Raw genomic sequence first — 22047 nt, forward strand, 5'->3', positions numbered from 1 at the left:
TAACGGAGATCTCGGGCGCCTTACTCAGCCGCGCCCACATCTAGCGCCTGTGCTTCATGAAGCGCCCTCATCGGAGCAGGCATCTTGTCAAAGCGCTTGTTCAGTTCCCGTTCCCGCTTATCTATATAGCCCCGTAAGATAGGCACAGCATCCCGTTCCTTGGCGAGCATCAACTGAAACACCATCGTAGGCCCCAGTAGGAACCCAAGCTCCACGCTGGTGAGATAAAGCTCCCACATCCGGCAAAATCGTTCGTCATATAGTTCGCGGATCTTACTGCGGTTCCGCTCGAATTTCCGCCGCCAATCGCGAACAGTGTAGTAGTAGTGCAGCCGAAGCACTTCGTTATCGCAGACCCATAAGCCCTGCTTTTCAACAGCAGCAAACACCTCGGACAAAGCAGGACAGTACCCACCAGGGAATATATATTTAGCCAAGAAGGGGCCCGTGACCCCCGGCGGCGTGTACCGGCCGATGCTGTGAATAAGCGCCGATCCGTTCGGCTTTAAACAATCGCGAACCCTAGCAAAATACTGCTCGTAATTGCCAATCCCCACATGCTCCATCATACCAACCGAGACAACCTTATCGTACTGCCCCTCAAACTCGCGGTAATCTACACAAAGAAACTCCACCTTGTCGGCAACGCCCGCCAGCTCCACACGCTTTTGCGCCACAGCGATCTGCTCGCGCGATACATTCAGCGATGTTACTTGCGCGCCTGCCTGCGCCAGCCTGATTGCCAAAGAACCCCAACCACCCCCAATTTCCAGCAGGCTTTGCCCCTCGCGCAAGTCAAGCTTGGCAACGATGTGGTTTAGCTTTGCGTTCTGTGCATCCTCGAGAGGCGTCTCGGGGCTCTCGTAATATCCGCAGCTGTAGTTCATCCCGCCATCGAGAAACAGCTCGTATAGCTCCGCAGAAAGATCATAGTGATGGCGCACATGCTGCTTGTCCCGTCGCACGTCCAGCCGCTGCTTGCGTCGTGTATGTCCTTCTTTAAACGCGAGCAACAACCGATGTAGCAAGTGGTTGGACATCGGCCCTTCATTTGCCATTATAACCGACATGACATCAATAAGGCTCGAACCATCGGCAATGGTAAGTTCCCCATCCATATAGGCTTCGGCGAGTTTCAACTCAGGGTCTATCATGGCACGGTATGGCAAGCTTTGGCTATGAATACGCAGTGCGCCGCCGGGTTCCTCGGTAATATCACCGAATACGTGACGCCCACCCTTCGCATCAATAATCGTCAAATGACCCTTCCTGATAAAGGATCCAAGAATATTCCCTAGTGCCTGCATGATTTGCCCCCGCTGAACATCCGCACCTAGCAGGATTTACGATGGCCTAGAATAGTCGCAGCACTTGTCGCAATCATCCTTCAATTTCCGCAGTATTCCCCAAGGACAGCAGAAGGGCAGCTGTTGTATTTCCTTGACGTTTTTGCGCAGATACGACAGGAAAGACCAAACTTCATTCAGCTGCGAGACAACAACGTGACCCCTACTTTGCAAAATGCTCTGGAACAAACCGCAAGCAAGGTAGAAAGCGTTCTTGCCAATGCGCTGAAAGAAGATGCCCAAGCAAATGAGATCACGCGCCCTCAGCGCCTGACAGATGCCATGCAATATGCCGCACTGGCCGGTGGCAAGCGCCTGCGCCCCCTGCTGATGGTAGAGGTTGCCAAGCTGTTTGGCCGCGAGGATGATGGCGTTCTCACAGCCGCCGCCGCGCTGGAGTGCATTCATTGCTACTCTTTGGTGCATGATGATTTGCCAGCGATGGATGATGATGATCTGCGCCGCGGCAAACCGACAACGCATAAGGCTTTTGACGAGGCAACCGCCATTCTAGCCGGTGATGCTCTGCTCACCTTCGCCTTTGATCTCATTGCCCGTGAAGATGTGCACCAGAGTGCCGCGCTCCGCCTTCAGCTATCGCAAGAGCTCGCCCGCGCTTCTGGGATTGGCGGCATGGCAGGAGGCCAAATGCTGGATCTCCAATCAGAGCATAGCGACAGAAGCGAAGCGCAGATCCGCACGCTTCAAGCGATGAAAACCGGCGCACTCATCCGCTATGCTTGCCGAGCTGGCGCCATGCTTGCTCAAGCCAGCAATGAAGACATAGCCCGCCTCACCCGCTTTGGCGAAATTGTTGGCCTCGCCTTCCAGCTTGCCGATGACCTTCTCGACGTCACCTCTGATGCCGCAACCCTTGGCAAAGCCGCCGGAAAAGATGAAGAGCGCGGCAAAGCGACTTTGGTTGGCCTGATGGGGCAAGAGCATGCCAGAGAAGAGCTTGCCCAACTGATTGATGAAGCAGCAATCTTGCTCGCTCCCTTTGGCAATGACGCACGCACTCTCATCGAAATTGCCGATTTTATAGCTAAGCGTACCCACTAGCTGTTAAACAGGCAGCAAGTCCTTGCCCTGCTTAATCGCTCCATAATACGCCCAAAAGAGCCGCGCTGCGGTGCCTCGATAAGGTGCCCAGCGCAGGGCGATAGCATCAAGCTCCTTGCCCACTGGCTTTTTGTCGAGCCCTTGCAGCATCTGCACGGCGTTTTGCAATGCTACATCTCCACTTGGAAAAACATCCGGATGCCCGGCACAAAACAGCAGGAAAACATCTGCCGTCCACGGGCCAATGCCCTTAATCTTGCAAAGGTGTTTGTGGGCATCCTCTCCACTTTGCTCGCATAAATGCACCAGATCCAGCCCTGCCTGCACCTCCCGCGCGATAGCCTGCAATGTCCGCACCTTCGCGCCAGATAGGCCCGCCGCCCGCAGCTCTTCATCTGCAAAACCCAATAGGCGCTCGGGAGTAAATGGCACAATCAAAGCCTCAACACGCCCCCATATCGTGCGAGCAGCAGCAACAGAAAGCAGCTGCGACACCACAATATTGCAAAGACTTGGAAAATCAGCAGCCCGCCGGCGTAATGGCAGCTCGCCAGCAACCTCCACCGCTTCGCTTAAACCCGGGTCCACCAGTAACAACGCGGCCAAATCCCGCTGCAAATCAGCTAGTTCATTTATCGGAGCCATGGATTTTTCACTCATCTCGCGCTAGGCATAAATCATTACTCGCATTCTAGCCAAAGATACCGCATGAACCAAGCGTGCCTCCGCTTTGCCCCCTCGCCCAATGGCCAGCTGCATTTAGGCCATGCCTACTCGGCCCTGCTTAACGAGCACATGGCGAACAGGCTCGCAGCAAAGCTATTGCTCCGCCTGGAAGATATTGACACCACCCGCTGCACCCCTGCATTGCAGCAGCAAATGCTGGAGGATCTGGAGTGGCTTGGCATCAGGTGGCATGAGGCCCCACAAAAGCAAAGTGAACACTTTCCGCGCTACCAACAAGCCCTAGCTCAGCTAGAAGCAAAAGGCCTGCTTTATCGCGCTTATCTCACCCGATCCCAGATAAAAACCTACATTTCGCAGCAGCAAGATTGGCCACGAGACCCAGATGGCGCCCCGCTTTATCCCGGCAGCGCGTTTGGGGAGCGGGAGGCAAAAGATACCCGCAACGCCCCTTACGCCCTGCGTCTTAATATGCAAGCAGCGCTCTCCACGCTACAAAACCAAGGCATTGACTGGCAAGAACTCACCGCACCCGATGCAAAGGAGGCTGAGCGCATCAAGGCAAATCCAGCCGCTTGGGGAGATATCATTCTGGCACGCAAAGACACACCCACAAGCTATCATCTCTCTGTGGTAGTTGACGATGCTGCGCAAGGCATAAGCCACGTTGTGCGCGGGCAAGACCTATACCACGCCACCTCCGTCCACCGTTTGCTCCAACAACTTCTTGGCCTACCCGCACCGCTCTATCATCACCACAAACTCCTTACCGATGACAGCGGCGACAAACTCGCAAAATCAGCCTCCAGCATCTCGCTACGCACCTTGAGAGAACAAGGCACCACCCCAGCAGATATTCGCAGAAAACTCGGCTTTGCGCATTAGTAGCCCAGCGCGTGCAGCAGCCAGATCCAGCCACTGGCTGTCACGATACTTGCCATTGTTGTGATACTAATCGAATTGGTAGACATCGCGTGCCCTGTTCCAAACTGGTTTGCAAACACGTAAGCCATAACACCAGTTGGGCACGCCGCCGCCAGCACCAACACACTCAGCCATTCACCGGGCAGATGTGTCACGTATATCCCCCAGAGCAACACCAACGCCGGAAACACCAAAATCTTGATCACGCTAAGCGTCACACCAATGCTCAATGTCCCGCGAATACCGTAGTGTAACATCGACATCCCGACAGAAATAAGCGCCACAGTGGACGCACTTTTCGCCACCGGCTGCAAGGTGCGCTCCAGCAGCTCAGGCCAAGGCAGACCAAACACATTCCAAAGCACGCCGCTGCCAATCGCCAACACAATTGGATTTCCAAGCAGCTTCTGCACCACCGCTTGCATCACCTCGCCCATAGGCCGCGCTTGGGTGTATCCATCAATCACCACAGCGCGCTCCATTGCGATAACGGAGACTATCGTAACGCTGGGAATATGCGCCGCTATCACGATCGAGAGCGGCACCAACGCCTCATCACCATAAACAGCGGTAATAAGCGGAATGCCAAGCAAGGCAGTATTGGAAAATCCAGAAGAAATCGCGGCTACCACCGCCGCCCTTGCCTCACGGCGAAACACTTTGCGCACCAATAGCGCTGCGCCAATGCCAACACTAAACAAAACCGGATAATAGGTCGCCCACAGCCACCAAGGAGAAACGCCAGCAAGATCAGCAGTAGCCAGCGTTCGAAACAAAAGCGCAGGTACCGCTATCGTGGTTACAAATGCACCAAGCGCATGCCCCACATCCGCGCCCAGCAGCTTCGAAACAGCAACTGCGTAGCCAATTGCGATAAGCGCAAACAACGGCACAACCACAAACACCAGTGTTTCTATAATCATCTCTTGAAAGTCGCCTTTTACTTGTTTTTTTCTGCGACCCTTTGTTTTTCAAGGGCTGTCCATTGTTTTTCAGGGGATGGCGTCATGTGCAAGGGCGACGCCCCCCCCCTTAATGCTTTAGGCTGATTGCACGGCTCTATGCAAGGAGAAGCTAAATGGGCGCGCCAAAACAGGTATCACACCTGGACGTGGCACAACTGGCACATGATCTAAAAACGCCGCTCTCTGCAATGAGGACGGCGGCGGAGCTTATCGCCCATGAGCCCCTCTCCCAATCCCAGCAGCGCTATCTTGGTATTCTGGAGGCCGCCCTCAATAATCTGCTGCAATCAACTGACAATCTGTTGCAACAAAGCGCCTCTGAATATCTGGCAGAAGAAGAAGACTATCAGGCACTTGCAGACGTGCTTGAACACCTGAATGATCTTTATGGTCCATTGGCAGAGCAGCAAGGCAGCGCGCTAAACATCGCACCAGCACCTCTTGCACTTGCAGACCTACCAGTACCAGCGGCAAAAACCAGCAGCATCCTCGCAGCGCTTATCAGCAACGCTCTAAAGTATGCCGCCAAAGGTAACATAACAGTGCTGACCACACTGGACGAAACCAGCTTTCCAAGCTCAATGTCGACAACTTATAAGAGCCTATCAGTAAATGTCATTGATCAAGGCACTGGCATCGCCGAAGAGGACCAATTACACCTCTTCACGCCCTTCGTTCGTGGCAGAGCGAGAGCAACGGAAACCGAGCAGGATTCGGGCACCGGCTTAGGGCTTTACGGCGCGCGGAAACTTGCCTCCGAGCTCGGCGGAGACGTCTACATCAAGCAATCTTCGCAAAACGGCAGCATCTTTACGCTACAACTTCCGCTTTCGGTTGCTGAAGATGCTGAGCCCGAGCCGATACTCACTGAATTTCCACCCCTTGATTAGCACCACTAAAAAAAAGAAATGCCTCTTTCCCAGAGTGTATTCATTACTTAAATATAATTCGCTAAACACGAATGGATGAATGAGGGGCCAGCCGGTGCAAGCACGAGTTAAATCAGCAGCCTGCAAAACAATGCACTTCTGTCGCACATATCCGCTGCGCGCTTGCCTGATTTATATCGCCGCTGTCATGGCGTTTTTCATCGTGTTTCCCAGCGTCGACCCCGCCGTCACGTCTATATTCTACGATGGCAATGGAGGTTTTCCGGTCTCGAAAAGCTATCTTGGCGTAAAACTGCGCTACTTAGCGGTCAATCTGGTTATTTGGGCCGCCTTGGCGTGTCTTGCACTTCTTATAATAAAAATGGTCTTCCCCCGCCTCAAGGCCATAACTGATCTGCGTGCACCTGTATTCTTGCTCTCAACCCTCATCCTTGGGCCCGGTGTGCTGGTTAACATGATCCTCAAAGAAACATGGGGGCGCCCGCGGCCGCGGCACACAGAGCTATTTGGCGGCGATCAACCTTTCATCGGTGTTTGGCCACCGACGAATTATTGTGAAAGCAATTGTTCGTTTGTATCTGGCGAGGGATCGTCCTCGTTCTGGTTGCTTGCGTTGACCCTTATTGTTCCGGCGCGCTTTCGCCTGCCAACGTTCATCGCCACCGCCAGTCTATGCCTAATATTCTCTGCAAACCGTGTCGCTTTCGGCGGCCACTTCTTATCGGACACTTTGTTGTCGTGGGGATGCTCCGCGCTTGTGATTATCAGCGTTTATCACATGCTTTACGTATCACCGCGCTCATGGGCAAAGCCACAGGTGCTGGAAAACGGCATCGCTCGTGCCGGCATTGCCCTACAGCGAAAAGGCAAAAGCGCCGGCTCCAAACTCTCAAAGGGCTGGCGCAGTATTATCAATGCGCTAAAGAAGGTTTAATGTTGAGCTGCTAGCTTATTCAGCAAGCTGGTGCATGCGCGCTCGACCATAGTAAACACATCGGCAAAACCATCTCTCCCACCATAATAGGGATCCGGCACATCCCCGCCATCGGGCAACATGAGTTGCAAGGTGGCAGTGCCGTCCTTTGGTTCGATCTTACGCAGGTTTTTCAAGTTGGATCGGTCCATGGCAATGATCGTGTCAAACCGATAGAAATCTTGTTCACTCACCTGCCGGGCGCGTTGGCCGGTAAGATCTATGCCATGTTTCTTGGCAATCTCTATCGAGCGCTCGTCAGGTTGCTTGCCCACATGCCATGCTCCAGTTCCAGCTGAATCGATTTCAAACTGCCCCTCTAAGCCCCGCTCATGCACCAAATGCGCAAAGATCCCTTCTCCCAAAGGTGAGCGACAGATATTCCCAAGACAAACAAACAGAACGCTATGCTTCTTCATGCGGCAATTCCCTTTTGTGCAAGCCACCACGGCGGATCTCAAAGCGCAGCAAACGGCCTTCCTGCGTGCTGCTAAGCAGGCAATGCCCGTCCTCACTGCACATATGCGGGATATCGATGGCGGACATCGGATCGGTCGCTTCAACGTGCAAAACGTCGCCCGCGTTCATTCGCGCCAGTTTTTGCCGCGCTTTCAACACCGGTAGCGGGCAATTAAGCCCCCGCAAATCTAACAATACTGCTTGGTCGCTCACCTGCGCCCCCTCAAATCCTGCAGTTCCTAGCTAGTCGCAAATGCGGCAGAGGTAAACACTTTGCAAATCACTGCACAAAAAAACATCACATAGCAAAACACTCTCTGTCTAATAAATATGCATATCTGGCAGGCTACAAAATAGGCAACGAGCCTCAAGCCATCGTCAGCCCCCTCAGAACTGGCAAATATTACATAGTACTTTCAATGAATTAGAAAAATACTCCTCCTCACAAATCTAAGTTGGCACGTATCTTGATTAAAGCAAGGGTGAAAGGCCGAAGGTTACGGGAGATGAGCAAAGCCGCCCCGTTTTGCCAAGCGCGCAAGCGCAAGCCTTCAACACTCTAGACGGGAACGGGAACTGAACATGAAAATCATTATGGCCGTTATTAAGCCATTTAAGCTGGATGAGGTGCGCGACGCACTCACCGCCTTAGGAATTCAAGGTCTGACCGTAACTGAAGTCAAAGGTTATGGCCGCCAAAAAGGTCACACCGAAATCTATCGCGGGACCGAATACTCGGTCAGCTTCCTGCCAAAGCTCAAGATCGAAGTCGCTGTCGCCGCCGATCAAGTGGACGAAGCTGTCGAAGCGATCTCCAAAACTGCTCGCACTGGCCAAATCGGCGATGGCAAGATCTTTGTCTTCGGCCTTGATCAGGTTGTGCGCATCCGTACCGGCGAAGCAGACGCCGAAGCTCTTTAAGTGACAAGGGAACACCCGATGAAAAACCTCAAAATTCTATCAGGAGCCGCGCTTGCCACCCTTGCGTTGAGTGTTGCTCCGGCAATGGCGGAAGAAAAATACGCTCTGGCCGTCGACACCGCCTACATCTTCAACACCCTGCTCTTCCTCATCGGCGGCTTTCTCGTCATGTGGATGGCCGCAGGCTTTGCCATGCTGGAAGCGGGTCTGGTCCGCACCAAAAACGTTTCCATGCAATGCTTGAAGAACATCGCACTCTACTCCATCGCAGGTATTATGTTCTGGGTAACCGGCTACAACCTGATGTACACCGGCGTGGATGGCGGCTTCTTCGGGTCCTTCGGGACCTACTCTTTTGACGCAGTAGGCGGCGATGCTCTGGACACCGGCTATTCCACGGCATCTGACTGGTTCTTCCAGATGGTCTTCTGCGCAACCACAGCCTCAATCGTTTCCGGCACCATGGCCGAGCGTGTGAAGCTTTGGGCGTTCCTTATCTTTACCGTTTTGCTCACAGGTGTACTCTACCCGATCACCGGTTCTTGGGAGTGGGGCGCTGGCTGGCTTGACGAAATGGGCTTCTCAGATTTCGCAGGCTCTACGCTGGTTCACTCTGTTGGCGGCTGGGCTGCTCTGGTTGGCGCAATCATCCTTGGCCCACGCTCTGGCAAATACGGCAAGGCCGGTCAGGTAAACGTAATGCCGGGTTCCTCTATGCCGCTGGCCACCTTGGGTACCTTCATCCTGTGGCTCGGTTGGTTCGGCTTTAACGGCGCTTCCCAGCTGGCTATGGGCACCATTGGCGATGTAACCGACATCTCCCGGATTTTTGCAAACACCAATATGGCTGCCGCTGCGGGTGTTGTCACCACTATCTTGCTTACCCAGATTCTTTACAAGAAGGTTGATGTTACCATGGCCCTTAACGGCGCGCTGGCTGGCCTTGTTGCCATCACGGCAGAGCCACTGACCCCAAGCGTACCACAAGCCATGTTCATCGGCGCTGTCGGTGGTGCACTGGTTGTCTTCGCCGTACCACTGCTCGATAAACTTAAAATTGATGATGTCGTTGGCGCTATCCCTGTGCACCTTTTGGCAGGCATCTGGGGCACCTTGGTCGTACCGCTCTCGAACAGCGATGTTTCTTTCCTGCCGCAGTTGGTAGGCGTGGTCTCCATCGGCGCATTCATCTCGATCTCTTCAGCGCTCATCTGGCTTGCAATAAAAGCAACTATCGGCCTGCGTGTCGGCGAAGAGGAAGAGGCACTTGGCCTCGACAAAGTCGAAATCGGTGTCGAAGCCTATCCAGAATTCGGTCAAGGTTCGCAACGCCTCTAGGGGCAGCACCTTGATTGAATCTGCAGAACCTCTGCAGCCCAAACTATTAAGCCCGGTCCTCAGACCGGGCTTTTTTTTTAGCAATCGCGATCATAAAAGCGGCTGAGACGATCCGAGATATCATCAAGGGCATCAGAATACTCGTCCCAATCCTCATCATCCCAAGCTTCAGCAAGATCATCCACACTCTGGGCAATACGGCCGTCATCTTCAACCATAGCGATGATTGCAGAAACGCCAATAATGGCTTCCAATGCATCATCCATATCCGAACCTGCACGAATTCGATCACGGAAGAATGTTTCCATCGATACTTCATCAAGCATGTCGATTGCATCGTCCAGATCGCTGCAGCTCAGGCCGTCTTGCGCTTGTGCCGGCGCAACAGCCACCATTGCCAATGCAGACGCGCCAAACGCAGCTGCAACCATTTTCTTAAATAGATCTGCCATTACAATTCCATTTCATTGCTTCCTGAGACAGCCGCCAAACAAACAGAACTTGGCGTGCAAAGGTGTGCTCAAAACAACAGGGAGGAAACAAATAGGTCTAAACCTGTAGCGAATGCTTGTTTATATATCATCTAAAATATTGAATTTGCGCCCTTTTACAGATCCGCCTAGTTTAGACTTGCTGTGAAATATCAAAGAGCGAGTCCGGTCATGTACAAAGATTTTCTCGACAGAGTTTGCCACTCCTATGATTTTTTAGCGCTTGATGCGATGGGAGTTTTGTTTACCCAAACAGACGAGGTAGAGCAGGTCCTTCAAGAACATCTCTTCGCCTGTGAGTGTGAGTATGATGAGAGCAGACTTATTTTACAGTACCTCTCCGCCACCAGCGGAGATCTAAGCGAACCAGAGCTTTGCCAAACCCTAGGGCTTACCAAAACACAGGCCAGCTCGCTCCCACAACGGTACACACTTATGCCGCAGTTGATAGATCTTCTTGAAGAAGCGCAGAACAACTATATTGGCCTCTCCTGCATGAGCAATGGAATAGCCAGCTGGCTCAAAGCGGCAGGGCGTCACAACCATCTCGATACATATATTGAGAACTGGATCATCTCCTCTGACATAGGCATTCGTAAACCTGCCACTTCGTTCTTTGCCAAAGCCGCAGAGCAACTTGGCGCGGCGCCCCAGAGAATTCTACTTGTAGACAACCGCCCGGCAAATCTAGATGCTGCCCATCAATTAGGCTTTGGAACTTTATGGCTTTCCGCGACTGCCAATACAGATGTGGCACACCCGCGGCTTGGTTCTTTGGAGGATCTCACCGACGCGATCAGAAGTACGGCCCCTCTTGCGGTAAGTGCTTGATCAGCCTTACTGACGCCCGTCAGTCAGCCCCTTCACAAAGCTTCTTTGGCACAAAAGCACCAGCAACACCGGCGGCAACAGCGCCAACACTGCAAGTGCAAAACCGGCAGGGCTTTGTCGTCCCACCAGTGCCATACCCTGCACCAAGGTGATGCGCGTTTCATTGCTGTTCACCATTTGCGGCCACAGGTATTGGTTCCAGCCTTGCACAAAAAGCACAAGAAACAATGCACTAACCATCGGCGATGATGCAGGCAAAAGAATGCCGAAAAAAAACCGCAACGGTCCTGCGCCATCAATGCGCGCAGCCTCGCTCAACTCTTGTGGCACTGTTTGCAGAAACTGGCGAAAAAAGAAAACACCCAGCGCCGAAGCCATCAGCGGCAGCACAACACCCGCCCCTGTATTGACCAGATCAAGCGTTGCGACCACATCATACACAGCCAGAAAGCGGGACTCCAAAGGCAACATTAGAGAAACCAAGAGGCCCATAAACAAGAAAGAAGCAAATCGAACACGAAAGTAAACCAATGCAAATGCGGCAAGCATCGAAACCAGTGTCTTACCCGCCGCAAACGCCCCAGCAAGCAGCAGAGAATTCAACATCATCCGCAGGCCGTTCACTTCCTGCGAAAAGCCCCGGCCCTCAAAAAGCGCAGCGCTATATGTCTCCAAGAAACGTCCGCCAAGTAACAATTGCGGACCTTCATTAGCAAGCACTGCGCCGCTATGCGTAGAAGAGGAAAATAGCACCACTACCGGGACAATCATCATCAAACTACCCAGCAGCAACACGCTATGATCAAAAACCGATTTGCGCACGTCCCCTCCACTTTCGCATTCCAAACAGAGGGCTGCGTTTAAACGACGACAATACCGGAATGCTTGGCATGGTTGTCCGGCTCCACGTGAATAGTCACCCGAACCCCCGGCATTTCGTCCGCTATTCCCTCTTCAATCCGATCACAGATCGAATGAGCATCTTTCACACTCATCTCACCTGGCACCACCAAGTGAAAATCAACAAATGTCACATGGCCCGCATGGCGTGTGCGCAAATCATGCGCCTCAAGCGCCCCTTCCCCATACTTGGAAATCAGCTGGCGCAAGGTTTCCTGTTCTTCCTCCGGCGCGGCTTCGTCCATCAAACCAGCAACAGAATCCCGTACAAGTTTCCAGCCATTCCAGAGAATGTGAAGTGCAACCAACGCTGCAATTGCCGGATCAAGGATCTCAAGCCCGGTAAGGTAGACGCCAATAAAACCAACTAACACACCAGCGGAAGTGAACACATCCGTCATGATATGCCGGCTATCCGCCATCAGCGCTGGCGAGCGGTTCGCACGCCCTACGCGCATTAGCGCGGTCGCCCACACACAATTAATGACAGAGGCAACAATATTTAGCCCAATGCCCTCAGCAGAATAAGAAATCTCGTAGGACTGCGTGAAGCCCTCATAAGAGCGTTGCAAAATAATCGCCGCCGCCAGCACGATGAGCGCACCCTCGAACACAGCCGCAAAATACTCTGCTTTGTAATGGCCAAACTGGTGATTGTTATCTGCTGGCTTTTGCGACATATGCAGCGCCCCAGCTGCTGCAAGGGCAGTAGCAATATTCACGATGCTTTCGAGCGCATCGGAATAGAGAGCGATTGATCCGGTATAAATGTAGGCGACATATTTTATAGCAAACACAAGACACCCGACAAAAATGCTGCCGAGCGCAAATTGCATACTCTTTGACATCGGAAAATCTCGCTGTGCCCGCAAAACGCCAAACACCGCGCGGCCCATACACATGCGCGGCTCTTGCGCAAGTTCTATCAGTTTTTAGGGTACTTGCAAACAAACGAAGATAAAAAAGCGAAGGCTAAACTCAGGACCTCTAGGAGCTTGGAGTTTTCGCCATAAGCTGGCTCGCCCCGATGATACGCCCCGGTTTCCCGTTGCGCATTTCCTGGACCAAAACAACCCAGTTGGGCGCATCGGCGCGGAACACCGCAGTCTTCGCCATCTGGATGCGCTTTTCGCCACCGCTCCACATACCAACAGCATTAAATGAACGAACGACATTGCGGTAGGTTTTGGTCTTGCCGGCGTTTTCTCCGCCTAGGATTTCAACTGTCTCTTCACCGTCTATGCAAAGCAAGTAGATGTTCGCTGGCTCTTCACCGCCAGCCCAAATGCCCGAAACAGAGATGTTGAGCGCCATTTCGGTTTCCTGCATGTCCACAGCAACGCTCAAAGGCGCGATCTCTCCCAGTTGCGCCTCAATATTCTTGGCGCTGGAAGCATCCGCAAGTGCAACACCGTTGATTATCATCTGCGGAGTGTAAACGGCCATATCCCCGCGCTCATCCGCATAGTCTTTCTGTCGCTTGGTATTTTTGGCCGAGGCAAGCGTGTCCTTCCAGCCCAGATAATCCCAATAATCCACGTGATACGAGATTGAAAGCGTATCCTCGCGCTCTTCAATCGTGCGAAACACGTTGAGAGCCTGCGGGCAAGTTGAGCACCCTTGCGAGGCAAACAACTCCAGCACAGCCTTCACCGGCTGGACGTTCTTTTCACCAGCCGATACCTGTGAGAAGCCCAATACAAGCAGGACAGCCCCAAGAGCTATCTTAAAGAGTTGGTTGCCGCTACGCATTTCCCGAGAATTCCTTTATTGCTATTGTTAGCATAGCGAAAAGGCGCGAAATCCAAAATCACATGAAGGTGATGCGTCTTAAGCTAAAGGATTATTTGCCGCTTTCAAGAGCCAACACGTCTTCAATCCGTGGCATCAGCACGTCCTTCAAGGCCTGCGGATTAAGCGGCCCAACAAACTTGTAGCGGATCACCCCTTGGCGATCGACCACAAAAGTCTCAGGCACACCATACACCCCCCAGTCGATGCCAACACGGCCCGAATCCGAACCGATGCGATCATAAGGATTTCCGAGTTGATCAAGGAAACGCTTGGCATTTTTAGGTGCATCTTTGTAATTCAAACCCAAAAGCTGGAAGCGGCCATCTTCCCCCAATTGCTTGATAAACGGATGCTCAACGCGGCAAGGGGCACACCAAGATGCAAACACATTTACAACGCTAACTTGGCCGATCAGATCCGCTCTTGCAAACCCGGGAACAGCCGTCCCCTCACGCTCAACACCAGCAACCGCAGGCAGCACAAATTCCGGCGCCGGTTTATCCAGCAGCGCCGAGGGGAGTTTCTGCGGATCATGGCCAGAAACCAGCCAGAAAGCAAAAAGAATACCGAGTGCGCCAAAAACAACGGCTGGCAACAAGAATAGCAATCCGCCAGAACGTTTGCTCTCTTCCTGATTGTTGTCGCTCATAAAAATGCCCTTGATTAATCTGTCTGTACTGGTTTTGCGCGTTGCGAACGGCGGCGCACGCCCGCAGCCTCCAGCTCAGCCATCTCGCGCTCCAGCCTACGACGATCCGCACGAATCCAAACCAGCAACCCCGTCACCGCAAAAGCGACAACCACGTAAGCCGCCAACACATAGCCCCCGTGACGGCCAAGATCAAAACCGAGAAAATCCATCAGTTTCCTCCTGCAACACCAGCAGCACCAACCACACGGCCCGCTGCCGCAGCAGGTGCCTTCGCTGCAACGCGAACCCGCATCGAGCGAATACGCCGACGGAAAATCTCGTTCCTCATTGCGCTCAAGTGCATTGCGACGAACAAAAGAGTAAAGGCCAAAGCCATCACCAGCAACGGCACAAGTATGGACGTGGCAATAGAGGGCCCATCAGTACGAAACACGCTTGCAGGCTGGTGCAACGTATTCCACCAATCTACAGAGAACTTGATAATCGGCAGGTTCAGCGAGCCAACGAGCGTCAGCACAGCGATTTTTGGTGCGGCCTTGGCCGGATCATCAAAGGTTTTCCAAAGCGCGATAATGCCGAGATACATGATAAACAGCACCAGCATGGAGGTCAGTCTTGCATCCCAAACCCACCATGTACCCCACATCGGCTTACCCCAAACAGCGCCGGTAAACAGGGCCAGAAATGTGAAAGTAGCGCCTATTGGTGCGGCTGCCTTAGCAGAGACATCCGCAAGCGGATGCTTCCAGACCAATGAGCCAATGGAAGACACCGACATCATCCCATAACAGAACAACGCCAGCCAAGCCGAGGGGACATGCACAAACATTATGCGCACGGTATTGCCCTGCTGGTAGTCCTCTGGTGCAGAGAAAAACGCCATGTAGAGGCCAATGGCGGATACCAGCACGCACGCTCCGATAAGCCAAGGCAGCACGCGCCGCACCAGCTTAAGAAAGAAAGTCGGGTTTGCAAGATCGTATAGGGTCATAGAACCATTCTAAACTCTAGCTCGGGCTGCTTCAATGCATCTGTTTGTCACAGGTGCCGCATGGGGTACTTGACCAGCCTCAAGTTCCTTGTCGTTTTTTATGCATCAGCGTAAAAAACCGCAGTTTTGCAGCGTTATTGCTCACTAATGCGGCTAGATATTGGCATGTTAATTCAATTGTATGTCAGATTTAGCGATGCTTCATTCTCTACGCACACAAGATTAATCCCCCGCGTTTCGCAAGGCAGCCGCCGCAGCAACAGGGCCAACCACCACCGCCAACACCGAGATAGCGCAAAGGAATAACAGCGGCGCTTTGAATGGCGCGAAGTCAGATACCGCTGCCGTCGATGCACTCACCCCAAATATTAGAACGGGAATGCAAAGCGGAATTACGAGAATAGAGAGTAACACACCGCCGCGGCGCAGAGCCACAGTTACCCCTGCGCCAACAGCACCAAACAGCGTCAGGGCCGGAGTGCCCACCAGCAGAGTGAGCGTAACCGCACCCATCGCCACCGGTTCCAAATTCATGAAAAGTGAAAGCACCGGCGCCGCCAACACCAGCGGCAACCCTGTTGCGCACCAATGCGCTGCGCACTTGATGAGCACCACCAGTTCTAACGAGCGTCCAGACATCACCAACAAATCAAGAGACCCGTCTTCTCTATCTGCCTGAAACAGCCTGTCCAACCCAAGTAGCGTTGCCAACAGCGCACCAATCCAGAGCACGGCTGCCCCTATGCGTGCCAGCATTTTCATATCCGGCCCAACACCGAAGGGGAAAACAGTCACCACCGCCAGAAAGAATAACACGCCAATGAGCGCGCCGCCACCAACGCGCACGCCAAGGCGGAATTCGCGGATGAACAAAGCGCGCGCCCAATGCGCCGCATCCCTAGTGTTAGTCATAGAACCAGTCATCCATTCCTGCTTGCGTGTCTTCCGCCGTAGCATCGCTGCCACCCGCCGGACCCTGCACGGCAGACAAGTTTAATTCCCCGACATTGGCAAGCGAAAGCGGCAAATGGGTTGCGGCGATCACCATTCCACCCATCTGCATATGCTGTTCCATAAATCCCAGCATCCGCTCCTCAGAAGCAGCATCCAGCGCAGACGTTGGCTCGTCTAACAGCCAAACCGGCCGCGGCACACTCAAAAGACGTGCAAAAGATAGCCGCCGACGCTGCCCAGCAGAGAGGTAACCGCTCGGTAAATCCGTAGTATGCCCTATACCAACAGCTTCAAGCGCAGCCTCAAGATCGGGAAAAATTGCACCTGTACCGTTTGGTAAGCTATGAGGCTCGTAGAACTCTTGCCAGAAGCGTAGATTCTCGATCGTTGAAAGGGCGGGCTTTAGGGCATCCAGATGGCCAAAGTAGTGGGATTGCTCACCAAGCCTGCAATCTTCGCGGCCACCCTCAAGCGCAATCGTGCCTGCGCTTGCAGACACCAAACCGGCCAGTGTTCGCAGCAGGCTGGATTTACCCACGCCATTGGGGCCCTTAATGAGCAAGGCCGCGCCACCATCCAGCTCAAAGCTTACATCGCTTAAAACACGGCGCCCACCACGCTCGCAGGATAGTCCCTGGCAGATCATTTTTTGGCTTGTCATTGTTCTCCCGCCGGCAGCACTAAGGCGTAACTTCTTTTTACCAAGTTGCACCAATAAGCAATATCGCGTGGGCAGACCAAGGGAAAGATCAAATCCGATCATAAAACTTAGAAAAGGCCCGCCAGATCTCTCCGGCGGGCCTCATGATAAATTAAACGCATTTACTCTTAGTGACGGAAGTGGCGCATACCGGTGAAGACCATGGCTAGCCCAGCTTCATCCGCCGCTTTGATCACTTCATCATCGCGCATAGATCCACCCGGCTGGATAACCGCCGTAGCACCGGCCTCTGCCGCCGACAACAAACCATCAGCAAACGGGAAGAACGCATCAGATGCGACCACGCAGCCTTTGGTCAACGGCTGCTTAAGGCCCATAGCTTCTGCCGCGTCCTCTGCCTTACTCGCTGCAATTCGCGCACTATCCACCCGGCTCATTTGTCCGGCGCCAATACCAACAGTCGCCCCGTCTTTCACATAGACAATCGCATTCGATTTTACGTGCTTGCCAACGCGGAATGCCATTTTCAAATCGGCCAGTTCCTGCTGGCTTGGTGCGCGCTTGGTCACCACCTTCAGCTCGATATCGTCGACAACGCCATTATCGCGTTCCTGCACCAGAAGACCGCCAGAAACCGTTTTCACAGCCAGCCCTTTTGCGCGAGGGTCAGACAACCCACCTGTCAGCAATAATCGCAAGTTCTTTTTCTTTGCGACAATCGCCTGCGCTTCTTCTGTAGCGTCTGGTGCGATAATCACTTCGGTGAAGATTTTGGTGATCTCGCTGGCAGCATCACCATCAAGTGTACCGTTCAATGCCACAATGCCACCAAATGCGGAAACCGGATCACACGCCAACGCCTTCTCATAGGCTTCCTTCAGCGTTGCCGCTTCAGCCACCCCGCAGGGGTTTGCATGCTTGATAATGGCAACAGCCGCAGTTTTGGCAGGATCAAACTCGCTCACCAACTCAAATGCAGCGTCTGTATCATTGATGTTGTTGTAAGACAGCTTCTTCCCCTGCACTTGCCGTGCAGTTGCCACGCCGGGGCGCTTCTCACCAGTAAGATAAAAGCCCGCTGCCTGATGCGGGTTCTCGCCATAGCGCATCACCTCGCTAAGGCGCCCGCCAATTGCGCGGTATTCCGGCGCGCTCACTTCCAGCTGCTCGGCCATCCAGTTTGAAACTGCCGCATCATAAGCCGCAGTGCGAGCAAACGCCTTTTGCGCCAACGTTTTACGCAGGGTAAGCGGCGTTTGCCCCCCATTTGCTTTGAGTGCCTCAATCACGCCCGCGTAATCAGTCGGATCGCTAACCATCGCCACATATGCGTGGTTTTTAGCGGCAGCACGCGTCATTGCCGGACCACCAATATCAATATTCTCAATACCATTGGCGTAATCAGCACCAGAAGCCACGGTCTCTTCAAATGGGTAGAGATTAACACAGAGCAGATCTATTCCGGTGATCTCATGCTGCTGCATCGCCTCCACGTGATCCGCATCATCGCGGATAGAAAGCAGGCCGCCATGCACTTTCGGGTGCAGCGTCTTCACCCGGCCATCCATTATTTCGGGAAAGCCTGTCACTTCGCTGATGTCTTTCACAGGCAAACCAGCCTCGGCAATCGCCTTAGCTGTGCCGCCGGTCGAAACCAGCTCGACACCGAGCGCCGCCAGTTCACGAGCAAACTCTAGCAAACCGGTTTTATCAGAAACGGAAAGCAAAGCGCGTTTTACAGAAACAAAATCAGGAGCGGGAATGCCTTTGGACACCACAGCCATAGCGTTTAGAACCTCTTTGAGAGATGAAAGTCGCAGGTCAACGCGGCTCCGTTAGCACGCTTCCCGCGCGCTGCAAAGCCAAAAACACAAGCTTTTTAAAAGTTTGGTGAAATTAAATGGATATCCGGCAAAACCGCAGAATTCTGCGAAATATTATGCGATCCCTGAAGATTTTCTACGCCCTTTGGCCATTGCTGTTCGCCGCATCATCCAGCTCACTTCCTCACGCTCATTAACACTGCCGTAAACAACAATCTGATGCGTCCGCCGATGCCCGAACAAGTCGGAAAGATAGATAGATTCCTCAAGTGCCAATTCCACGCCCGCAGCGCTAAACTCCCAGCTCTCCCCGTCTGGACATTGCATAATGACAGCTGAGCCAGACTGAACCAGCGAGCAGCGCACTTGTGGGTGCAAATGAAACCGAATGCTGTAATAGTCCGCGCCGCGCTTACTGCCACTCCAAGTAAAACGATCCACACCATCCAGTGCGGTTCCGTCGCGGGACAAAGTCAGATCCCGCTCATGCAACAAATGATAGTCCCGCGCATAACCATCGTGGCTGGCAACAACCCGTTCGGCAATCTCATCATCCCGTCGCTCCACATTCACCGCTTTGGGGCCGGAAAGCACCGGCGTGCCAATACGCTCTTCAAAGCGCGTTGGCCCCAGAAAATGGCAGGACGAGCTGTCCCCGATACCGGCAGTCGAATGCGCCGCTGTGGATCGCGCCACAGCACGCCATTCCAGTCGTTGTCTTGCCGAAACCCCGCAATTCACAATCAAGCGGTTACGCCGCGACGACATCTCAAAGGAAAGACATCCCGCATGCGCAGCGCTACTCAGCGCAGCTGGCGGCGGCGCCCCGCAATCCATCAGTACCAATGCATCGCCAGCCTGTAAGCGTTGATAGCCAGAATACGGCGCGCCTTTAGGTGCTGCGCCCCGCGTATCATCATAGGCCAAAACAGTTGCAACAACATCGCCCGCCGTGGATCCCATGCCATTGAAATGGGCAAACGAGCCGTCCCCATGGCGGAAAAACCGGACCATCGGCATCATCCGATCAATCGCTTCCATCATCGCGCTACTGGCCGAGAGCCCCCGCATCACCAGCGTTTGTTTTAATGGCAACAAATCAAGCAGAATATCAAGCAGCGCTCCGGGATGCCGCGAGGCGTGCCCCCCGTCCGGCAGGATTTGCCGCAGCAACTCCTTGTCCAGCTGCTCTTGCGCTCTTGCCAAAGCCCCTTCCTGCCCCTCTAGGCAGGCATATCCGCTCACCACTGCAATGGCGCAGATCAACCGTGGCAGCCCGTCAGGTGCACGATAGAGCGTCCCACGCAAAAAGCGCAGCTGTCGGTAGATCGACCGCATAAACCGGCGGTAGAACTCAGCTTCGCAATCTTCCAGCAACATTGGCGATTGGCTCAGCCAACTCAACAAGCGCCGTGCGATTACCTCCTGCGACCAGCCAATGTGATGACCACTGGAGACTTCAGTAATCCAATCCTCTACCAGTGCTCTGGCGTTTTTTTGTGCAATCGCCGTATCAGCCGCACGTAAGTGCCGCAACCACGAAAAACCATGCAGCGCCTTCGACCACTCCTCGCTGGGTGCTGGCGCTTCAAAAGGAGAGGCGTTGTGGGTTTCAACATTCTGACCAACAAAAAGAAAGCGGCCAGCGTAAATGTCCGCTGCGATAACAGGGTCGGCTATGCGCAAGTCCTGCGGGGCAATGAGCAACCGGCTCGGCGCATTACCAAGCATGGCAAGCCGCGCAAGCGCACCAGAGTGCACCCACTGCACACCAGTAGTTGCATAGCTTTGTGTCACCAGCCGCGTCACGCACGCCATTTCGGAGACACGGCGAAACCCCATTAAGATCGCCCTCACCTCATCACATGGCCAAAACCAGAAAACCCCTGCTTTGGCAAACCTCTACATTTTAGGAGTGTAAGCGCAAACGCGCCGCAAAGAAACCATCAAGCCCACTGGTTTTCTCAGTTTGCAACTGGTTATGACAAGGAAGAGCCCTAAAATCACCTTGAGGATTAATCGCTTCAGCAACCCCGCCCAGCTCTTCGGGCAATAAAGGCTCGCGTTTAAATTGCGAATGCTCGAGCAAAAACCGCTGAATCTGCAGCTCACCCTCTTCCAATTCCAAAGAGCAAGTGCAGTAGATTAAAGTGCCGCCCGGCTTCAGCCAGCTCGCCGCCTTCTCCAGAAGCTCATACTGCAGTTCAGCAAGTTTCTCGATGTCATCTTCGCGTTTCAGCCACGCAACATCAGGGTGCCGCCGCACGGTGCCCGTTGCACTACATGGCGCATCAAGCAATATGGCATCAAACAATTCGTCGGGCGCAAACTCACGCGCATCGCTGACAACAGTTTTAACGCGCAAGTCCATGCGCTGTAGATTTTGCTGTAAACGCTGCAATCGTCTCGCAGAAATGTCCACCGCCGTCACCTCGGCTCCGGCCGCTGCCAACTGCAAGGTTTTTCCGCCCGGCGCTGCGCAAATATCGGCAACACGCTTTCCACGCAAGTCTTTGAGCAATCTGGCAGGCACAGCAGCAGCCGCATCTTGCACCCACCAAGCCCCCTCGGCAAAGCCCGATAGCTTCTCGATAGGCCCTTCCGGCAAAATGCGCAAAGACGCTCCAAGCGAAGCCTCTCCACCAAGCACACCTTTAGTCTCGGCCCACTGCGCGCTCTCACTATCGCGTGCGGTTAAATCCACATAAGGTTCTTGAAGATGCGCCTGCGCGATTCTCGCGGCTGTCTCTTCACCATACGCGACTTTCCAGCGCTCCAGCATCCATTCAGGTGCATTTACGCTGGTATCTTTCACGCTTTCAAGCAGTGCCTCCGCTTCACGCACTGCACGGCGCAGCACCGCATTCACCAACCCCTTGTAGGGCCGGGCGCGCTGGTCTTGCCCGGCCAGCTCCACAGCAAGTGATACCGCAGCATGATTAGCCACCCCCATGAAAAACACCTGCGCCAAAGCGATATGCAATATATCCATAATCCGGCCAGTTTTCTCCGGAATTGGTCGCTCCAGCAACTGCGCCAGCACACCGTTGATCTGCCCCCGTCGCCGCAGCGCCGTACCGATAATCGCTCGTGTCAGCGCGCGATCCTGTGGCTCAAGCCGCTTAAAGCCCGGGTGCCCGTTCTGCAAATCCAGTTCACCATCCAGCGGCATGCGCTTACTCAGGGTCTTGCCAAGCAAATCTGTAGCGACTTTACGCGGGAAATAGCCGGGCAATTCCTGCGGCTTTACAGGCGCGTTGATGACATCAGGCTTACTCTGGCGTTTTGGCTTGCGCGTCGGCTTCATGACTATCGTCTATCCAGTTCAGGGGAGTAGCATCTGCTAGGTGCAGATGGCAGCGCGCACTCAGGCGCACCAATCATTTGT

General features: G+C 53.7%; 24 protein-coding genes. 7 read left to right on the forward strand and 17 right to left on the reverse strand.

Going from position 1 to position 22047, the window contains the following annotated elements; translation table 11 throughout:
• Positions 1-20: 20 nt before the first annotated feature.
• Positions 21-1259 (reverse strand): SAM-dependent methyltransferase, encoded by a 1239-nt coding sequence (locus tag AYK82_RS01770; RefSeq protein ID WP_244265699.1) that lies wholly within the window; start codon positions 1257-1259, stop codon positions 21-23.
• Between the two features lie 243 nt (positions 1260-1502).
• On the opposite strand from AYK82_RS01770, the gene AYK82_RS01775 reads away from it, so the two are divergent.
• Positions 1503-2408: a polyprenyl synthetase family protein gene (locus AYK82_RS01775; RefSeq protein ID WP_068311285.1), complete on the forward strand. Its 906-nt coding sequence runs from the start codon at positions 1503-1505 to the stop codon at positions 2406-2408.
• Positions 2409-2411: 3 nt separating this feature from the next.
• Here AYK82_RS01775 and AYK82_RS01780 read toward each other — a convergent pair whose 3' ends face one another.
• Positions 2412-3053 (reverse strand): DNA-3-methyladenine glycosylase family protein, encoded by a 642-nt coding sequence (locus AYK82_RS01780; RefSeq protein ID WP_068311287.1) that lies wholly within the window; start codon positions 3051-3053, stop codon positions 2412-2414.
• Positions 3054-3116: 63 nt separating this feature from the next.
• Between AYK82_RS01780 and gluQRS the strand changes: the two genes are divergently transcribed.
• Positions 3117-3977 carry a tRNA glutamyl-Q(34) synthetase GluQRS gene (gene gluQRS, locus AYK82_RS01785; protein WP_068310694.1) on the forward strand — a complete coding sequence of 287 codons (861 nt, stop codon included), beginning with the start codon at positions 3117-3119 and terminating at the stop codon, positions 3975-3977.
• Here the strand turns inward: gluQRS and AYK82_RS01790 are convergent.
• The gene (locus AYK82_RS01790; RefSeq protein WP_068310696.1) at positions 3974-4939 is read right to left on the reverse strand and encodes an AEC family transporter; all 966 of its coding nucleotides are present in this window, start codon (positions 4937-4939) and stop codon (positions 3974-3976) included. The genes gluQRS and AYK82_RS01790 overlap by 4 nt on opposite strands.
• A 155-nt stretch (positions 4940-5094) precedes the next feature.
• Between AYK82_RS01790 and AYK82_RS01795 the strand changes: the two genes are divergently transcribed.
• Together AYK82_RS01795 and AYK82_RS01800 are read left to right on the forward strand one after the other, a co-directional pair.
• Positions 5095-5871, forward strand: a complete 777-nt coding sequence (locus tag AYK82_RS01795) for a sensor histidine kinase (RefSeq protein WP_068310697.1) — start codon at positions 5095-5097, stop codon at positions 5869-5871.
• Between the two features lie 130 nt (positions 5872-6001).
• Entirely contained in the window at positions 6002-6805 is an 804-nt protein-coding gene (locus AYK82_RS01800; RefSeq protein ID WP_172795174.1) for a phosphatase PAP2 family protein, read from the forward strand.
• On the opposite strand, the gene AYK82_RS01805 is transcribed toward AYK82_RS01800, so the two are convergent.
• Positions 6802-7263 (reverse strand): low molecular weight protein-tyrosine-phosphatase, encoded by a 462-nt coding sequence (locus AYK82_RS01805; RefSeq protein ID WP_068310701.1) that lies wholly within the window; start codon positions 7261-7263, stop codon positions 6802-6804. The genes AYK82_RS01800 and AYK82_RS01805 overlap by 4 nt on opposite strands.
• Positions 7250-7516 carry a sulfurtransferase TusA family protein gene (locus AYK82_RS01810; protein ID WP_068310702.1) on the reverse strand — a complete coding sequence of 89 codons (267 nt, stop codon included), beginning with the start codon at positions 7514-7516 and terminating at the stop codon, positions 7250-7252. Before AYK82_RS01810 ends, AYK82_RS01805 begins: the two co-directional genes overlap by 14 nt.
• 369 nt (positions 7517-7885) lie before the next feature.
• On the opposite strand from AYK82_RS01810, the gene AYK82_RS01815 reads away from it, so the two are divergent.
• Together AYK82_RS01815 and AYK82_RS01820 are read left to right on the forward strand one after the other, a co-directional pair.
• Positions 7886-8224 (forward strand): P-II family nitrogen regulator, encoded by a 339-nt coding sequence (locus tag AYK82_RS01815; RefSeq protein ID WP_068310704.1) that lies wholly within the window; start codon positions 7886-7888, stop codon positions 8222-8224.
• An 18-nt stretch (positions 8225-8242) separates the two neighbouring features.
• The gene (locus tag AYK82_RS01820) at positions 8243-9562 is read left to right on the forward strand and encodes an ammonium transporter (protein WP_068310706.1); all 1320 of its coding nucleotides are present in this window, start codon (positions 8243-8245) and stop codon (positions 9560-9562) included.
• Between the two features lie 77 nt (positions 9563-9639).
• Here the strand turns inward: AYK82_RS01820 and AYK82_RS01825 are convergent, their stop codons facing one another.
• Complete coding sequence (locus tag AYK82_RS01825; RefSeq protein ID WP_068310708.1) at positions 9640-10014, reverse strand: hypothetical protein; 375 nt, start codon at positions 10012-10014, stop codon at positions 9640-9642.
• Between the two features lie 210 nt (positions 10015-10224).
• Between AYK82_RS01825 and AYK82_RS01830 the strand changes: the two genes are divergently transcribed.
• Positions 10225-10884 carry an HAD family hydrolase gene (locus AYK82_RS01830; protein ID WP_068310710.1) on the forward strand — a complete coding sequence of 220 codons (660 nt, stop codon included), beginning with the start codon at positions 10225-10227 and terminating at the stop codon, positions 10882-10884.
• A gap of 6 nt (positions 10885-10890) precedes the next feature.
• Here the strand turns inward: AYK82_RS01830 and AYK82_RS01835 are convergent, their stop codons facing one another.
• The 11 genes from AYK82_RS01835 to rsmB all read right to left on the reverse strand — a co-directional run bounded on the left by AYK82_RS01835 (position 10891) and on the right by rsmB (position 21966).
• Positions 10891-11658 carry a carbohydrate ABC transporter permease gene (locus AYK82_RS01835; protein WP_082733705.1) on the reverse strand — a complete coding sequence of 256 codons (768 nt, stop codon included), beginning with the start codon at positions 11656-11658 and terminating at the stop codon, positions 10891-10893.
• An 86-nt stretch (positions 11659-11744) separates the two neighbouring features.
• Positions 11745-12632 carry a cation diffusion facilitator family transporter gene (locus tag AYK82_RS01840; RefSeq protein WP_068311289.1) on the reverse strand — a complete coding sequence of 296 codons (888 nt, stop codon included), beginning with the start codon at positions 12630-12632 and terminating at the stop codon, positions 11745-11747.
• A gap of 139 nt (positions 12633-12771) precedes the next feature.
• Positions 12772-13536, reverse strand: coding sequence for a DUF1223 domain-containing protein (locus tag AYK82_RS01845; RefSeq protein ID WP_068310714.1), 765 nt, complete (start codon positions 13534-13536; stop codon positions 12772-12774).
• Positions 13537-13627: 91 nt separating this feature from the next.
• Positions 13628-14227, reverse strand: coding sequence for a DsbE family thiol:disulfide interchange protein (locus AYK82_RS01850; RefSeq protein WP_068310716.1), 600 nt, complete (start codon positions 14225-14227; stop codon positions 13628-13630).
• 14 nt (positions 14228-14241) lie between these two features.
• Positions 14242-14439 carry a heme exporter protein CcmD gene (gene ccmD, locus AYK82_RS01855; RefSeq protein ID WP_068310718.1) on the reverse strand — a complete coding sequence of 66 codons (198 nt, stop codon included), beginning with the start codon at positions 14437-14439 and terminating at the stop codon, positions 14242-14244.
• Complete coding sequence (locus AYK82_RS01860; RefSeq protein ID WP_068310720.1) at positions 14439-15221, reverse strand: heme ABC transporter permease; 783 nt, start codon at positions 15219-15221, stop codon at positions 14439-14441. Before AYK82_RS01860 ends, ccmD begins: the two co-directional genes overlap by 1 nt.
• Before the next feature lie 222 nt (positions 15222-15443).
• Positions 15444-16133, reverse strand: a complete 690-nt coding sequence (ccmB, locus tag AYK82_RS01865; RefSeq protein ID WP_068310722.1) for a heme exporter protein CcmB — start codon at positions 16131-16133, stop codon at positions 15444-15446.
• Positions 16126-16836: a heme ABC exporter ATP-binding protein CcmA gene (ccmA, locus tag AYK82_RS01870; protein WP_068311291.1), complete on the reverse strand. Its 711-nt coding sequence runs from the start codon at positions 16834-16836 to the stop codon at positions 16126-16128. Before ccmA ends, ccmB begins: the two co-directional genes overlap by 8 nt.
• 167 nt (positions 16837-17003) lie before the next feature.
• Positions 17004-18620 (reverse strand): bifunctional phosphoribosylaminoimidazolecarboxamide formyltransferase/IMP cyclohydrolase, encoded by a 1617-nt coding sequence (gene purH / locus AYK82_RS01875; protein WP_068310725.1) that lies wholly within the window; start codon positions 18618-18620, stop codon positions 17004-17006.
• A 153-nt stretch (positions 18621-18773) separates the two neighbouring features.
• A complete protein-coding gene (locus tag AYK82_RS01880; RefSeq protein WP_068310727.1) occupies positions 18774-20501 on the reverse strand; it encodes a heparinase II/III family protein in 1728 nt (575 codons plus the stop codon).
• Between the two features lie 67 nt (positions 20502-20568).
• Positions 20569-21966 carry a 16S rRNA (cytosine(967)-C(5))-methyltransferase RsmB gene (gene rsmB / locus AYK82_RS01885; protein ID WP_208976354.1) on the reverse strand — a complete coding sequence of 466 codons (1398 nt, stop codon included), beginning with the start codon at positions 21964-21966 and terminating at the stop codon, positions 20569-20571.
• Positions 21967-22047: the final 81 nt, after the last annotated feature.

It is taken from the genome of Polycladidibacter hongkongensis (genome assembly GCF_001561995.1).
GTDB lineage: Bacteria > Pseudomonadota > Alphaproteobacteria > Rhizobiales > Stappiaceae > Pseudovibrio > Pseudovibrio hongkongensis.

Bases quoted from the DNA above. Each gene is read 5' to 3' on its own strand.
- AYK82_RS01815 (WP_068310704.1), top strand. From the start codon at position 7,886: ATGAAAATCATTATGGCCGTTATTAAGCCATTTAAGCTGGATGAGGTG.
- AYK82_RS01825 (WP_068310708.1), bottom strand. From the start codon at position 10,014: ATGGCAGATCTATTTAAGAAAATGGTTGCAGCTGCGTTTGGCGCGTCT.
- AYK82_RS01830 (WP_068310710.1), top strand. From the start codon at position 10,225: ATGTACAAAGATTTTCTCGACAGAGTTTGCCACTCCTATGATTTTTTA.
- AYK82_RS01880 (WP_068310727.1), bottom strand. From the start codon at position 20,501: ATGGGGTTTCGCCGTGTCTCCGAAATGGCGTGCGTGACGCGGCTGGTG.
- AYK82_RS01795 (WP_068310697.1), top strand. From the start codon at position 5,095: ATGGGCGCGCCAAAACAGGTATCACACCTGGACGTGGCACAACTGGCA.
- ccmD (WP_068310718.1), bottom strand. From the start codon at position 14,439: ATGGATTTTCTCGGTTTTGATCTTGGCCGTCACGGGGGCTATGTGTTG.
- AYK82_RS01820 (WP_068310706.1), top strand. From the start codon at position 8,243: ATGAAAAACCTCAAAATTCTATCAGGAGCCGCGCTTGCCACCCTTGCG.
- AYK82_RS01805 (WP_068310701.1), bottom strand. From the start codon at position 7,263: ATGAAGAAGCATAGCGTTCTGTTTGTTTGTCTTGGGAATATCTGTCGC.
- rsmB (WP_208976354.1), bottom strand. From the start codon at position 21,966: ATGAAGCCGACGCGCAAGCCAAAACGCCAGAGTAAGCCTGATGTCATC.
- AYK82_RS01780 (WP_068311287.1), bottom strand. From the start codon at position 3,053: ATGGCTCCGATAAATGAACTAGCTGATTTGCAGCGGGATTTGGCCGCG.
- AYK82_RS01840 (WP_068311289.1), bottom strand. From the start codon at position 12,632: ATGTCAAAGAGTATGCAATTTGCGCTCGGCAGCATTTTTGTCGGGTGT.
- AYK82_RS01850 (WP_068310716.1), bottom strand. From the start codon at position 14,227: ATGAGCGACAACAATCAGGAAGAGAGCAAACGTTCTGGCGGATTGCTA.
- ccmA (WP_068311291.1), bottom strand. From the start codon at position 16,836: ATGACAAGCCAAAAAATGATCTGCCAGGGACTATCCTGCGAGCGTGGT.
- AYK82_RS01835 (WP_082733705.1), bottom strand. From the start codon at position 11,658: ATGATGATTGTCCCGGTAGTGGTGCTATTTTCCTCTTCTACGCATAGC.
- AYK82_RS01845 (WP_068310714.1), bottom strand. From the start codon at position 13,536: ATGCGTAGCGGCAACCAACTCTTTAAGATAGCTCTTGGGGCTGTCCTG.
- AYK82_RS01860 (WP_068310720.1), bottom strand. From the start codon at position 15,221: ATGACCCTATACGATCTTGCAAACCCGACTTTCTTTCTTAAGCTGGTG.
- gluQRS (WP_068310694.1), top strand. From the start codon at position 3,117: ATGAACCAAGCGTGCCTCCGCTTTGCCCCCTCGCCCAATGGCCAGCTG.
- AYK82_RS01790 (WP_068310696.1), bottom strand. From the start codon at position 4,939: ATGATTATAGAAACACTGGTGTTTGTGGTTGTGCCGTTGTTTGCGCTT.
- ccmB (WP_068310722.1), bottom strand. From the start codon at position 16,133: ATGACTAACACTAGGGATGCGGCGCATTGGGCGCGCGCTTTGTTCATC.
- AYK82_RS01800 (WP_172795174.1), top strand. From the start codon at position 6,002: ATGCACTTCTGTCGCACATATCCGCTGCGCGCTTGCCTGATTTATATC.
- purH (WP_068310725.1), bottom strand. From the start codon at position 18,620: ATGGCTGTGGTGTCCAAAGGCATTCCCGCTCCTGATTTTGTTTCTGTA.